The sequence below is a fragment of the Arthrobacter sp. NicSoilC5 genome (assembly GCF_019977395.1).
Taxonomy (GTDB): Bacteria; Actinomycetota; Actinomycetes; order Actinomycetales; family Micrococcaceae; genus Arthrobacter.
Map to the genome: position 1 here is coordinate 1,553,680 of NZ_AP024660.1, position 12,804 is coordinate 1,566,483.

Genomic DNA, 12,804 nt, shown 5'->3' on the forward strand with positions numbered 1-12,804 from the left:
TCCGGGGGCTGCCCCTGTCAGTCCCCGGTGCTAGACCTTATGGATAAGGTTGATTGACCGCCCACAACAGTTGAAGGACCGCATGCCCGCAGCACCAGCCTCCCACCGGCGTCCGCATGTCTGACCAGGCCTCCTTACCGGGTACCGCCCCCACCACCCTGCCGGCCACTGCGGCGGAAACCAGCCCGGACAACCCCTGGCCGCTGCAGCTGCTGTCGCAGAAGCTCAAGGCGCACATCGACCGCACCCCGTCGGCGTGGGTTGAAGGCCAGGTCATTGAACTGAACCGGCGCGGGACCAACGCCTACATCACGCTTCGGGACGTGGATGCCGAGGTGTCGCTGCCGGCATCCGTCTGGACCAAGGTCCTGGAGCGGCAGAACCTTCCACTGGAGCGCGGTTCACGGGTAGTGGCCCTGCTGAAACCGGAGTTCTGGCTGAAGACGGGCCGGCTGAACATGCTGGTGCGGGACATCCGGCCGGTCGGACTGGGTGACCTGCTGGCCCGCATTGAGCGGCTGCGCCAGGCCCTTGCAGCTGAGGGTCTTTTCGCCGACTCCCGGAAGAAGCGGCTGCCCCTGCTGCCGCACCGCATCGGCCTGATCACGGGACGGGACTCGGACGCCAAGAAGGACATCCTTCGCAACGCGGCCCTGCGGTGGCCGGCGGTGGAGTTCGAGATCCGCGAGGTGGCCGTCCAGGGGAACACAGCCGTGTCCCAGGTGGTCCGTGCCCTGCGTGAACTGGACGACCGGCCTGAGGTGGATGTCATCGTCATAGCCCGGGGCGGCGGGGCACTGGAAGATCTCCTGCCCTTTAACAGCGAGGAGCTGATCCGGGCCGTGGCCGCGGCCAACACGCCCGTGGTAAGCGCCATTGGCCATGAGGCGGACCGCCCGCTGCTGGATTACGTCGCCGATCTGCGGGCCTCCACCCCCACCGACGCCGCGAAGCGGATCGTGCCGGAGGTATCCGAGGAACTTGCCGGGGTGCGCCAGGCGCGGGAACAGCTGCGGCGCTGCGTGGAACGGCTGGTGGACCGGGAGTCGGACCGGCTGGCGGCACTGCATTCGCGGCCCGTCATGGCGGCGCCCGAGGGCATGGTCTCCGTCCGGGGCGAGGAAATCGAACGGCTGCTGCGGCGCTCGTCCGCCGCGGTGAGCTCCACGGTGGTGCGGGCAGCGGACCAGCTGGAGCATCTGAAAGCCCAGGTCCGTGCGCTCTCACCGCAGAAGACCCTGGACCGGGGGTACGCCGTCGTCGAACTGGCAGGCGACCAGGCCGCACGGATCGCCGAGGCCGGCCACGCCGTCGTCCGCAGGCCCGCCGAAGCACCTGCGGGTGCCGCCTTGTCCATCCGTGTCGCGGAGGGCCGCTTCGGAGCCACCTCCACCGGCCCTGCGGAGTCCACCAGGGCACCGCACCCAGGAAACCCAGACCAGCACCAGGAAGTGGAAGAGAAGGCATGACCGAACAGAAACCAGAATCCGATGTCGCCGCGCTGAGCTATGAGGAAGCCCGGGAGCAGCTCATCGCCGTGGTGGGCAGGCTGGAGGCCGGAGGGGCAAGCCTGGAGGAATCCCTGGCCTTGTGGGAGCGTGGCGAGGCACTGGCCGCGCGGTGCGAGGAGTGGCTCGAGGGAGCACGGAAGCGCTTGGCCGCTGCCCGGGACCAGCCGCTGTAACCCACGAACCGCCGGACCGGGCCAGCCTTGGGAACCGCGGCTGTCAAACCGGGGGAACCTGCTCCGGCCCCAGGGGCCCGGGTCAGGAACGGGCCACGAGCTCCCGTTCGATGTCGACGTCGAATTCAGCCTTGGGCCACTCCAGGCGGAAATCGGACAGCGCCGATATCACCAGTTGCTGCACGGCGATGCGGGCGAACCATTTCTTGTTGGCCGGAACCACGTACCACGGGGCAATCGCTGAGCTGGTCTCGTCAAACGCGGCCTGGTATGCAGCCATGTAGTCATCCCAAAAGGCGCGTTCCTTCAGGTCGCCGCTGCTGTATTTCCAGTGCTTGGCAGGGTTGTCCAGGCGGGCCAGCAGCCGGGATTTCTGCTCATCCTTGCTGATGTTGAGCATCACTTTGATGATCTTGGTGCCGGCGTCGGTTTGGCGGGCTTCGAATTCGTTGATGGCCCGGTAGCGCCGGCTGATTTCTTCCGGGGTGGCCCAGTTGTGGACGCGGTGGATGAGGACGTCCTCATAGTGGGAGCGGTCAAAGATCCCCACCATCCCGGCTCCGGGGACCTCCTTCTCGATACGCCAGAGGAAATCGTAGGACTTCTCCTGCTCGGTGGGGGCCTTGAACGCCTTGAACTGGACGCCCTGGGGGTCCATGGTTGCCATGACGTGGTTGACGATTCCGCCCTTGCCGGCTGTGTCCATGGCCTGCAGGACCAGGAGGATCCGTTTCTTTCCGCCGGCCCGGGATTCGGCGAACAGCTGTTCCTGCAGCTCCGAGAGCGTCCCGTCCATCTCAGCCAGCAACGCCTCGCCGTCCGCCTTGTTGCCGCTGTAGCCCGGGGTGGCGTCCGGGTCCACCGCTGCCAGGGAAAATCCCTTTCCAACGCGGAGCGTCTCAGACGGATGCTGGTCGAAGCCAACGACGCGGGCCATGGGGTTCCTCTCCGCAGGGGGTACACGGGCCCGGTGGCCCGTGAGCACAGGCTAGTTCCCCTGGTACCTGCTTAGGAAGTCCCCCATGCGCCCAATGGCTTCTTCGATGTCCTTCACGTTGGGCAGCGTCACCATGCGGAAGTGGTCCGGGCGCACCCAGTTGAAGGCGCGGCCGTGGGATACCAGGATCTTCTGTTCCCTCAGCAGGTCAAGGACAAACTTCTCGTCATCCCGGATGTGGTAGACCTCGGGGTCAAGCCGTGGGAACAGGTACAGGGCACCTTTGGCCTGCTGCGTGCTGACGCCGGGAATGGCGTTCAGCATGTCGTAGGCCTTGTTCCGCTGTTCCAGCAGCCGGCCGCCCGGGAGGATGAGGTCGTTGATGCTCTGGTAGCCGCCCAGCGCCGTCTGGATGGCGTGCTGGGCCGGAACATTGGCGCACAGGCGCATGTTGGCCAGGAGGTTGATGCCTTCGAGGTAGTCGGCGGCGTCCTTCTTGGGTCCTGAAATGGCCATCCAGCCTGCCCGGTAACCGCAGACGCGGTAGGCCTTGGACAACCCGCTGAAGGTCAGGCACAGGACGTGGTCGCCTGTGAGGCCGGCCAGGTTCACATGGACGGCGTCCTCGTACAGGATCTTCTCGTAGATCTCGTCGGCAAAGATCACCAGGCCGTGCTTTTCGGCCAGGGCCACGATGCGTTTCAGGGTCTGTTCCGGGTACACAGCGCCGGTGGGGTTGTTCGGGTTGATGACCACGATGCCCTTGGTGCGGGGAGTGATCTTGGCTTCCATGTCCTCCAGGTCAGGCTGCCAGCCGGACTCTTCATCGCAGAGGTAATGCACCGGTTTGCCGCCGGCGAGCGCTACGGAGGCCGTCCAGAGCGGGTAGTCCGGCGTGGGGATGAGCACTTCGTCGCCGGAGTCCAGCAGCGCCATCAGGGACATGGTGATGAGCTCGCTGACGCCGTTGCCCAGGTAGATGTCGTCAACGTGGATGTTCTGGATACCGCGGGTCTGGTAGTACTGCGAGACGGCGGTGCGGGCAGAAAAAATGCCGCGGGAATCGCTGTAGCCCTGGGCGTGGGGCAGGTGGCGGATCATGTCCACCAGGATGGCGTCGGGCGCTTCAAAGCCGAACGGTGCGGGGTTGCCGATGTTGAGCTTGAGGATCCGGTGGCCCTCCGCCTCCATCTGCTGGGCGGCTTCAAGGATCGGTCCACGGATGTCATATAGGACGTTGTTGAGCTTCGTGGACTGCCTGAATTCTGCCATCCCTCAAATATGCCACAGGAAGGATGAATGGCCGTTGAGACATCCGCCACATGGCTGACGGCGGCTGCCGGACCTTCGAAAGGCCGGCAGCCGCCGTCGTTGTCACCTCCGTGTTCCTGCCCTCGACAGGGAACGCGGACCTACTTGACGATGCCCTTCTCCTTGAGCCAGTTGGTTGCTGCCGTCTTGGCGTCCTGCTTCTGGCTGCCGCTGACGGCGCGGTTGAGGTTGATCAGGTCATCGGTGGTGAGGGTGCTGGAGACCGAGTTGAGTGCCTGCTTGGCCTTGTCCGTCATCTTGGCCTTGTTGTACAGCGGCAGGACCTGCTGGGCGATGAAGTTGTTCTTGGGATCGTCCAGCACCACGAGGTCGTTGTCCGCGATGGACGGCGTGGTGGTGTAGATATCGGCCACCTGCACCTGGTCCTCCAGGAGGGCCTTGAGCGTCACCGGGCCGCCGCCGTCGCTGAAGGGCTCAAGCTTCTTGGGTTCGCAGTTGTAGTTCTTCTTCAGCCCAGGCAGGCCGTAGGCGCGCTCGGCGAAGGTGGCCGGCGCGCCGACGACGATCTGGCTGCAGACCTTGGCCAGGTCCTCAATGGATTTCAGCTGGTACTTCTCGGCCGTTGCCTTGGTGACCACCATGGCGTCCTTGTCTTCGGCCTTGGACACGTCCAGGACGCCAAGGCCATCCGGCAGCTTGCCCGGCAGCGCCTTGGCGATGTCACCGGCGGAGACTTCCGTGGCTTCCTTGTCCACGTAGAGCAGCAGGTTGCCGCTGTAGTCCGGCACCACATCCACTGACCCGTCCTGGACGGCCTTGAAGTAGACCTCGCGGGAGCCGATGTTCGGTTTGGTGGTGGCGGTGATTCCGTTGGCGTTCAAGGCGCCGGCGTACAGTTCGGCGATGATCTGGCTTTCCGGGAAGTCCGCGGAACCCACCACCAGGGATGTGGCCCCGCCGGAAGCGCCGGCGCTGGATGCGGGCGCGTTCTTCAACGGATCGGACGAACCGCCGCAGGCTGACAGCGCCACTGCCAGGCCAAGCCCGGCGGCAAGGCCGCTGAACGCCCGCCTGCCGAGGCGCTGGGGACGGCTATCTTTCATGATTTACCTCCTTGTACAACAGTCTCCGCAACAACGGGGTCTGTGAGATCAACCGCAGCCTCCTGGCTGCGGAAGGACAGCTTCGAGGCCCCTGGTGTCAGGAACAGCCTCTGGAACAGGGACAGGAGAAGGTCGACGGCGATGGCCAGCACTGCGATGAGGAGGGAACCTCCCAGCATCTGGGGGAAGTCGCTGAGGACCAGTCCGTCAAAGAGATACCGGCCCAGTCCGCCGAGGTTGATGTACGCCACCACCGAGACGGTGGCGATCACCTGCAGCACACCGGTCCGGAAACCGCCGAACATGACGGTGAGGGCGTTGGGCAGTTCGGCCCGGAACAGAACCTGCAGTTCCGTCATGCCCATGGCCCGGGCGGCATCAACCACGTTCCGGTCCACGCTGGAGATGCCCGCGTAAGTCCCTGCCAGGAGCGGGGGCACCGTGAGGATTACCAGGGCCCAGATGGGCGGCATCAGCCCGATGCCTGCCAGGAGCACGAACAGGATCAGCAGGCCAAGGGTGGGCAGGGCGCGCAGTGCGCCGGCCAGGGCCACGACAGCGACGCGTCCCCTTCCCGTGTGGCCGACGAACATCCCGACGGGTACTGCAACGGCGGTGGCGATCAGCATGACCAGGCCGGTGTACTGGAGGTGCTCCCCCAGCCGGGCGGGAATGCCCATGCTTCCGGCCCAGTGCAGGGGGTCGGCGAGCCAGGCGAAGGTATCGGCGAAGACGTTGCTCATGCTGCCTCACCCACTGTGGAAGCAGCCTCTTCAGCAGCGGTGGTTCCGGAGGGGACGCCCAGGGCTCCGTGGCTCTTCAGCTTCCCGGCCCGCTCCCAAGGGGTGAGGACGCGTTCCAGGAGGACCAGGACGGCGTCCATCAGCAGCGCGAGGACCAGGATGGCGATGATGCCCACCACCACCTCGGTGACGAAGTCGCGCTGGAGCCCGTCAGTGAAGAGCATGCCCAGGTTGCCCACGCCCAGGAGGGCCGCAACGCTGACCAGCGAGATGTTGCTGACGGACACCACCCGGAGGCCGGCAAACATGACCGGAAGGGAGAGCGGCAGGTCAACCTGCAGGAACCGGGCCAGGGGCTTGAACCCCATGGCCTGCGCGGCCTGGCTGACGTCCGCGTCCACGGAGTCGAAGGCATCAAGGGCCGCGCGCACCAGCAGGGCCACGGCATAAATGGTCAGCGCCACCACCACGTTGAGGGGATCCAGGATCCGGGTCCCCAGGATGGTGGGAAGGATGATGAACAAGGCCAGCGACGGGATGGTGTAGAGAAGGGAAGAGGCCGTCAGCACCACGGAGCGGAGCGCACTGTTTTGGCGCGCCAACTGTGCCAGCGGGATGGAAATGAGGAGGCCCAGGACCATGGGGACCAGCGCCAGCACCAGGTGCTGGCCGCCGCGCTCCAGGATCATGCCGGTATTGGCCAGGAACCATTCCATCAGAGGGCAGCCTGCCGCACCTGGCGCGCTTCTTCGATCAATGCCAGGACCTCACCGCCGCGGACCACGCCCAGGACCACGCCGTCGGCATCCACGGCGACGCCCAGGCCGGAGGGCGAGGACAGGGCGGCATCCAGGGCGCGGCGGAGGCTCTCTCCGGGGCGGAACAGCGAGCCGCCGGGAATCAATTCAGTCTCCGTGCCGGGTGCCGACCATCCCAGCGGACGCTTGTCCGCGTCCACCACCAGTTGCCAGCCGCCGGCAGCGCTGGAATCGGACTGGTACCCTCCGGAGGCCCGGATGATCGTGGGCACCGGGTGGATCGCCACGCCGTCGGACGGGGAAAAACCAAGGTGGCGGAAGCCGCGGTCGCGCCCCACGAAGGAGGCCACGAAGTTGTTGGCCGGCGCCCGCAGGATCTCCTCTGGCGAGGCGTACTGGGCCAGCTTGCCGCCGGTGGCAAAGACAGCCACCTTGTCGCCCAGGATGGTGGCCTCATCAATATCGTGGGTCACGAAAACGATGGTCTTGGCCAGATCCTTTTGCAGCCGCAGCAGCTCGTGCTGGAGTTCGTCGCGGACAACGGGGTCCACCGCGCTGAACGGCTCATCCATGAGGAGTACGGGCGGGTCCGCAGCGAGGGCACGCGCCACGCCCACGCGCTGCTGCTGGCCGCCGGAAAGCTGCGACGGGTAACGCCCACCCAGCGACGGCGCCAGGCCCACCACATCCAGGAGTTCGCGGGCACGCTTCCTGGCGTCCGGTTTGGAGACCCCGTTCAGGCGCGGAACGGTGGCGATGTTGTCCAGGACGGAGCGGTGCGGCAGGAGACCGGCGGACTGCATCACGTACCCCATTGACCGCCGCAGTTCCGCCGCCGGTACCGACGTGACATCCCGGCCGTCCACGGTGATGGTCCCGGACGTGGGTTCCACCATCCGGTTGATCATCCTGAGGGACGTTGTTTTGCCGCAGCCGGAAGGGCCCACGAAGACGGTGACGGACCCTTTGGCGATGGACATGGACAACCCGTCCACGGCAGGCTGGCCGCCCGGATACTGCTTGGTAACGCTCTGGAACTCGATCATCGCCTGGTCCATGGTGCGGACTTACCTGTTCTCTTGGACGGGCTGTTCCCAGCACCGCGACACTGCCATAAGCACGCTGATAGTTACGGTAACCCAAACCGGGTCAGGCTTCAGCAGCTCGGGCCCTAATCCGTACAAAGGAATCCCTACTGTAACCATTCGGAACCCCGGCCGGGATGGATGGGATTCCCTGGATCCGGCCCTGCAGCGGCTCCTGTCACGGGCGCCGCGGCCGGGCCTACAGTGGAGGCGTGACCAACTTGGAAGTATCGCCGCAGCAGGAAGTTTGCCCACCCGCACCCGAAGGAGGGATGTCCGGCCCGTGCCTGCAGCTATGGCCGGAACGTGAAGTACCCCTGGGCGGCGTCCGCGCCATGAACGTCAAGCGCACGTTGCCCCAGCGCGGCCTTCCCACGATCGGGGCCTGGTGCTTCCTGGACAGTTTCGGCCCGGACCGGACCGCGATGTCCGTCCTTCCCCACCCCCACATCGGGCTGCAAACGGTCACCTGGCCGCTGGCGGGGCACATCCGCCACCGGGACAGCGTGGGCAGCGACGTGGTGGTGCGCCCCGGGGAGCTGAACATCATGACAGCCGGCCACGGCGTCTCGCATTCCGAGTTCGCTGTGCTTCCTGCCGGCGGCGGGGAGTTGCCGCTGCAACGGGGCCTGCAGCTGTGGGTGGCCCTTCCCGACGGGGACCGGCACCGGGAACCGGCATTCGAACAGCACCGCGAGCTGCCACGCGCTGCCGGGCCGGGCTTCACGGCGACGGTCATGGTGGGCGAGCTTGCCGGGGTGGCCTCCCCCGCAACAGTGTTTTCGCCGATCGTCGGCGCGGACGTTTCCTGCGAGGGCGAGGCGGTGCTGCCGTTGAACCCCGGCTTTGAGCACGGCATCCTGGTGCTCGACGGCGGCCTGGCGGTGGACGGGCAGGACCTGCCGGCGGGACCGCTGGGCTACCTGGGCACCGGCCGCAGCGAACTCAGGGTGGAGGCTCTCCCCGGTACGAGGTTCCTGCTGATCGGCGGCGAGCCGTTTGGTGAGGAACTGCTGATGTGGTGGAACTTTGTGGGCCGCACCCATGACGAAGTGGAAAAGGCCAGGGACGACTGGGAAGCGCAGGCCGGCCTGCCGGACGCTGAGACGGCTGCAGCCCGCTACGGCCTGGTGCCGGGCCACGGTCCGGATGCCGGGGCGGAAGCCGGCCGGATTCCCGCTCCCCCGCTCCCCGGTGTCCGGCTGACACCGCGGAAGCGTTCCGTGGGCTAGGCGGGTTCGGCCACCAGCTGCAGCACGCCGAACACCGGTTCCTGGTCCAGCACCCTGACGTCGGTCACGCCGGTTTCGGCGAGGTTCCGGCGGAAGGACTCCTGCAGGGGTGCCACGTTCATGCCCAGACCGCCGCCCAGGATCACCGGACCTTCGATTTTCAGCTGGCCCAGCACCTGGCCGGCCAAAGCAGCGAGGTCCTGCCCGGCCTGCTCCAGCAACATGGCGCTGTCCCGGTGCCCGGAGGCCGCGGCTTCCACGACGTGCCTGGCCTGCTGCGCCCAGAAGCGCCTCCCGGTGTCCGGGGAGTGGAACAAGGCGATGAGCTTGTTGGGGTGGTCCAGCCCGCAGGATGCCAGGAGCGCCGCCGTGAGCTGGTCGACGGGCAGGCCCTGGTTCATCCTGCGGAGGCTGTGCCGCACCGCTTCCCGGCCCAGCCAGTAGCCGCTGCCTTCATCCCCCAGCAGGTATCCCCATCCGCCGGCCCTGGCCTCGCCGCCGTCGGCATTGCGTCCCCACGCGGCAGATCCGGTGCCCGCGATGACCGCTACTCCGGTGGCGGCGCGGCCCGCGGCCAGCAGGAGGCGGGAGTCATGGACAACGGTGACGCGTGCTTCGGGAGCCAGGGGCTGGATCAGCGCAGCCAGGGCGGCGGCGTCTTCATCGGTATCGATTCCGCCGGATCCCGCGTATACCCGGTCCACGTGACCTCCGCCGATCATGGCGAACAGGTCCGCAAGGTTGCGTGCCGCCTGCTCGCGGCTGACATTCTGGACGTTGGAGCTTCCGGCCGATTCGTCGGCTACGGGGTGGCCGTCCTCGAAACGGATGCCGTGGGTCTTGGTGCCCCCGATATCCAGCCCGATCGTGATGCCGTGCAAAGGACTGGCCGCGGAGCCTGCCGCTTGGTCAAAAGGAGTGGCAGAGGAGTTCTGGGTGTTTGTCACGTCACAAGGGTACTTGCCCCATGGTGTTTGGCACCCCGCCGCCCCTGCACCGGAAGCCAGCCGCCGCCGTCGGACATTTTCCCGGCTCAGCGGCCTGCCCTCGTGACCAGCCCGGCCAGTAGCGCGGGCCCCTGCCCCACCACCAGCTCGCGGAAAAGCCTGGCCGGAACCGGCTCGCTTTCCGGTTTCCTGCGCCGCCAGCTGACGCCGACTTCCCGGAAGGCGAGTGCCGAGTCCAGCGGAACCTCCACCCACCCCAGGTCCCCGGTTTCGGGACGCGGAGTCCGGCCGGGAGCGTCGCCGCCCGGCGGCAGGATGCTGACGCCAAGGCCGGCGGAGACCAGGCCGCGGACGGTGTGGGAATCCTGGCTTTCGAAGGCGATCCGCGGACGGTACCCGGCCTCGCGGAAGAGCGCGTCGGTCAGGGAACGCAGCCCATAGCCGGGCCCGAGCACTACGACGGGCTCCATCCGGATGTCGGCCAGCCGGGCCATCCGCTGCCGGGCAAGCGGATGGGCGTGATGCACCACCAGGCGCAGCGGCTCGCGGTACAGCGGCGCCGAGTCGAGGTTCTTGCCCGGCGGCGCCACGGGTGCCGTGAGGGCGAGGTCCGCCTCCCCCGCTGACAACTCATCCAGGCAGGTATCCCGGGCGCCTTGGCTAAGGCGGAAGCCGGTCCCGGGATGCCAGGCACGGAAGGCGCTGATCAGCAGCGGCAGGGTGGCTTCGCCGAAGGTGTGCTGGAAAGACACGGACACGGTGCCCCTGACCACCTGCGACTCGTTCCGCACCAGATCGAGTCCGGCCTGGAATTCTGCGAGCGCCTGCTCGACGTACGGCAGCAACGTGCGGGCAGCCTGAGTCAGGCGGACTCCGCGGCCGTCCCTGACCAGGAGTTCGGTGCCGACGGCGGCACTGGCCCTCGCCAGCGCCCGGCTCACCGTTGACTGGGGTACTCCGAGCAGTTCGGCCGTTTCCGTCACGTGCTCCGTCCGGCCCAGCTCTGCGAGCACCGGCAGCAGCGGCAACAACTGCGCAAGTTGTTTCCGGTCAGGCTCCATCGGCAATTCCTCCCAAGCGAAAACAATCCATAATTGCTATCACTTTGGCATAAAGCATGCATTGGATGCATTCATCCGCCGAGACTACGCTGGCTGGATGCCTCAGAACGCAAGCGCCGGCACTGACGCTTCCCCCCTCTGGAACGGCCACGCCAAGGGATCCAGGGCCTACGGGCGGATCCTGGCCGGCCTGTCCTGCGCTGGCGTGGCCACCTTCGCCCAGCTCTACTCCACCCAGGCGGTCCTTCCCCTCCTGGCGGCCGACCTGCGCATCACTGCTGCCGAGGCCGCCCTCACTATTTCCCTCGCCACCGTTGGCCTCGCCGCCACGGTAATCCCCTGGTCCTTCCTGGCGGACCGGATCGGCCGGGTGAAGGCCATGATGTGGGGCATCACCGCGGCCACCATCCTGGGACTGCTGGTACCCATGTCCACCAGCTTCACCATGCTGCTGGTCCTGCGGCTGCTGGAGGGAATGGCCCTGGGCGGCATACCCGCCATCGCCATTGCCTACCTGAACGAGGAAGTCAGCAAAGCCCACGCCGCCCTCGCCGCGGGAAGCTACGTGGCCGGCACCACGCTGGGAGGACTGTCCGGCCGGCTGGTGGCGGGGCCGGTTGGCGAGCTCTGGGGATGGCGGTCCGCGGCGCTGGCCGTGTCACTGCTGGCCACCGTTGCCGCCGTCGCGTTCCTTGTCCTGGTGCCCCGCGCCCGGGGTTTCGTCCCGGCCCCGGCTTCCGGGCTCCGCAGTGCGGTCCGGACCCTGGGCGGCCACCTGCGCAATATCAGGCTGCTGGCCCTGTACGCCCAGGCATTCCTGATGATGGGCGGCTTCGTGGCGGTCTACAACTACCTGGGCTTCCGGTTGTCCGGTGCGCCGTTCGGGCTTCCGGCGACAGTGATCAGCCTGATCTTCCTTGCCTACCTGTCCGGCACGTTCTCCTCCCGCTGGGCGGCGGGGATGACCACGCGGTACGGCCGCCGGAACGTGCTGCTGGCAGGACTTGCGCTGGCCCTGGCAGGACTGGCCCTGACACTCACCCAGTCCCTGATCCTGATCCTGGCCGGGCTGGTGGTGTTTACCGGCGGTTTCTTTGCAGCCCACAGCATCGGCTCCGGCTGGACGGGTGCCATCGCCAGGACCGGACGGGCGCAGGCAGCGTCACTGTACAACCTTGCCTACTACCTTGGTTCCAGCCTGCTGGGCTGGGCCGGCGGCCTGGTCTTCCAGGCCTGGGGCTGGAACGCCCTTGCGGGAACTGTCATGGTCCTGGCCTGCCTGACTGCGGCAACTGTCGCCGTCGTCCATCCGCCGGCGGAACGCGCCTCCTGAGCCGGGGCGCCGCGGACGAATTAACCAACTTCTCAAGGCCTTGGGAGGGTTTGGATGTTCGGCAGGACGCGCGCCTGCTGCGCAGCTCGCGGCGATTCTGCGGTCTAGGATGAACTAGGACCGCTTGGAAGGAACCGCAGTGAGCACGAATGCAAGGAACACCAGGCCCGGGGCGCACCTGGAGCCGCTGGACGCCATCGACGAGCGGCTCCTCGCGGCCCTGGTGGCTGATGCCAGGATTTCCAACAAACAGCTCGCCGAGATGGTGGGGATTGCGCCCTCGACGGCACTTATGCGCACCCGTGCCCTTTCGGAGCGGGGCATCGTGCAGGGCTACGAGGCGAAGCTGAGCCTGTCAGCCATCGGCAGGTCCGTACAGGCGCTGGTGGCTGTACGGCTCCGCGCCCACGACAGGGACCAGATCGACCGTTTTACCGCCCGCGTGCCGCACCTGCCCGCCGTACTGTCCACCTTCCACACCTCAGGTTCGGTCGACTACCTGCTGCACATCGCCGTCGGGACTACAGAAGACCTGCGGGACTGGGTATTGGACAACCTGGCCACCGACCCCGTGGTGGGGCACACCGAAACCACCCTCGTCTTCGAGCACATCCAGGGCAACCACGGCCCGCTTCCGGACTAGCAGGAA

13 protein-coding genes are annotated in these 12,804 nt (G+C 66.9%); 5 read left to right on the top strand and 8 right to left on the bottom strand.

What is annotated here, in order from left to right:
- Positions 1 to 116: 116 nt before the first annotated feature.
- Both xseA and LDO22_RS07220 read left to right on the top strand, forming a co-directional pair.
- A complete protein-coding gene (gene xseA / locus LDO22_RS07215; RefSeq protein WP_159631462.1) occupies positions 117 to 1,469 on the top strand; it encodes an exodeoxyribonuclease VII large subunit in 1,353 nt (450 codons plus the stop codon).
- Positions 1,466 to 1,684 carry an exodeoxyribonuclease VII small subunit gene (locus LDO22_RS07220; RefSeq protein WP_056334565.1) on the top strand — a complete coding sequence of 73 codons (219 nt, stop codon included), beginning with the start codon at positions 1,466 to 1,468 and terminating at the stop codon, positions 1,682 to 1,684. Before xseA ends, LDO22_RS07220 begins: the two co-directional genes overlap by 4 nt.
- A gap of 82 nt (positions 1,685 to 1,766) precedes the next feature.
- Here the strand turns inward: LDO22_RS07220 and LDO22_RS07225 are convergent, their stop codons facing one another.
- From LDO22_RS07225 to LDO22_RS07250, 6 genes are all read right to left on the bottom strand, one after another.
- A complete protein-coding gene (locus LDO22_RS07225) occupies positions 1,767 to 2,621 on the bottom strand; it encodes a polyphosphate kinase 2 family protein (RefSeq protein ID WP_224026591.1) in 855 nt (284 codons plus the stop codon).
- A 51-nt stretch (positions 2,622 to 2,672) separates the two neighbouring features.
- Positions 2,673 to 3,893 carry a pyridoxal phosphate-dependent aminotransferase gene (locus LDO22_RS07230; RefSeq protein WP_159631460.1) on the bottom strand — a complete coding sequence of 407 codons (1,221 nt, stop codon included), beginning with the start codon at positions 3,891 to 3,893 and terminating at the stop codon, positions 2,673 to 2,675.
- A 140-nt stretch (positions 3,894 to 4,033) separates the two neighbouring features.
- Positions 4,034 to 4,996 (bottom strand): ABC transporter substrate-binding protein, encoded by a 963-nt coding sequence (locus LDO22_RS07235; RefSeq protein ID WP_224026592.1) that lies wholly within the window; start codon positions 4,994 to 4,996, stop codon positions 4,034 to 4,036.
- Positions 4,993 to 5,739, bottom strand: coding sequence for an ABC transporter permease (locus LDO22_RS07240; RefSeq protein ID WP_224026593.1), 747 nt, complete (start codon positions 5,737 to 5,739; stop codon positions 4,993 to 4,995). The genes LDO22_RS07235 and LDO22_RS07240 overlap by 4 nt, the downstream gene beginning before the upstream one ends.
- Positions 5,736 to 6,455, bottom strand: coding sequence for an ABC transporter permease (locus LDO22_RS07245; RefSeq protein ID WP_224026594.1), 720 nt, complete (start codon positions 6,453 to 6,455; stop codon positions 5,736 to 5,738). Before LDO22_RS07245 ends, LDO22_RS07240 begins: the two co-directional genes overlap by 4 nt.
- Positions 6,455 to 7,555, bottom strand: a complete 1,101-nt coding sequence (locus LDO22_RS07250) for an ATP-binding cassette domain-containing protein (RefSeq protein WP_275967109.1) — start codon at positions 7,553 to 7,555, stop codon at positions 6,455 to 6,457. The genes LDO22_RS07245 and LDO22_RS07250 overlap by 1 nt, the downstream gene beginning before the upstream one ends.
- A 239-nt stretch (positions 7,556 to 7,794) precedes the next feature.
- Between LDO22_RS07250 and LDO22_RS07255 the strand changes: the two genes are divergently transcribed.
- Positions 7,795 to 8,814, top strand: a complete 1,020-nt coding sequence (locus tag LDO22_RS07255; RefSeq protein ID WP_224026595.1) for a pirin family protein — start codon at positions 7,795 to 7,797, stop codon at positions 8,812 to 8,814.
- Here the strand turns inward: LDO22_RS07255 and LDO22_RS07260 are convergent.
- Both LDO22_RS07260 and LDO22_RS07265 read right to left on the bottom strand, forming a co-directional pair.
- A complete protein-coding gene (locus LDO22_RS07260) occupies positions 8,811 to 9,761 on the bottom strand; it encodes a BadF/BadG/BcrA/BcrD ATPase family protein (protein ID WP_159631454.1) in 951 nt (316 codons plus the stop codon). The genes LDO22_RS07255 and LDO22_RS07260 overlap by 4 nt on opposite strands.
- A gap of 86 nt (positions 9,762 to 9,847) precedes the next feature.
- Complete coding sequence (locus LDO22_RS07265) at positions 9,848 to 10,822, bottom strand: LysR family transcriptional regulator (protein ID WP_224026596.1); 975 nt, start codon at positions 10,820 to 10,822, stop codon at positions 9,848 to 9,850.
- Positions 10,823 to 10,919: 97 nt separating this feature from the next.
- On the opposite strand from LDO22_RS07265, the gene LDO22_RS07270 reads away from it, so the two are divergent.
- Together LDO22_RS07270 and LDO22_RS07275 are read left to right on the top strand one after the other, a co-directional pair.
- Complete coding sequence (locus LDO22_RS07270) at positions 10,920 to 12,155, top strand: MFS transporter (protein WP_224026597.1); 1,236 nt, start codon at positions 10,920 to 10,922, stop codon at positions 12,153 to 12,155.
- A 139-nt stretch (positions 12,156 to 12,294) separates the two neighbouring features.
- Positions 12,295 to 12,798 carry an Lrp/AsnC family transcriptional regulator gene (locus tag LDO22_RS07275; RefSeq protein WP_159631451.1) on the top strand — a complete coding sequence of 168 codons (504 nt, stop codon included), beginning with the start codon at positions 12,295 to 12,297 and terminating at the stop codon, positions 12,796 to 12,798.
- Positions 12,799 to 12,804: the final 6 nt, after the last annotated feature.

What these genes read in the sequence shown, in the direction of transcription:
- xseA (WP_159631462.1), top strand. Translation starts at nt 117, where the DNA reads ATGTCTGACCAGGCCTCCTTACCGGGTACCGCCCCCACCACCCTGCCG.
- LDO22_RS07220 (WP_056334565.1), top strand. Translation starts at nt 1,466, where the DNA reads ATGACCGAACAGAAACCAGAATCCGATGTCGCCGCGCTGAGCTATGAG.
- LDO22_RS07225 (WP_224026591.1), bottom strand. Translation starts at nt 2,621, where the DNA reads ATGGCCCGCGTCGTTGGCTTCGACCAGCATCCGTCTGAGACGCTCCGC.
- LDO22_RS07230 (WP_159631460.1), bottom strand. Translation starts at nt 3,893, where the DNA reads ATGGCAGAATTCAGGCAGTCCACGAAGCTCAACAACGTCCTATATGAC.
- LDO22_RS07235 (WP_224026592.1), bottom strand. Translation starts at nt 4,996, where the DNA reads ATGAAAGATAGCCGTCCCCAGCGCCTCGGCAGGCGGGCGTTCAGCGGC.
- LDO22_RS07240 (WP_224026593.1), bottom strand. Translation starts at nt 5,739, where the DNA reads ATGAGCAACGTCTTCGCCGATACCTTCGCCTGGCTCGCCGACCCCCTG.
- LDO22_RS07245 (WP_224026594.1), bottom strand. Translation starts at nt 6,455, where the DNA reads ATGGAATGGTTCCTGGCCAATACCGGCATGATCCTGGAGCGCGGCGGC.
- LDO22_RS07250 (WP_275967109.1), bottom strand. Translation starts at nt 7,555, where the DNA reads ATGGACCAGGCGATGATCGAGTTCCAGAGCGTTACCAAGCAGTATCCG.
- LDO22_RS07265 (WP_224026596.1), bottom strand. Translation starts at nt 10,822, where the DNA reads ATGGAGCCTGACCGGAAACAACTTGCGCAGTTGTTGCCGCTGCTGCCG.
- LDO22_RS07270 (WP_224026597.1), top strand. Translation starts at nt 10,920, where the DNA reads ATGCCTCAGAACGCAAGCGCCGGCACTGACGCTTCCCCCCTCTGGAAC.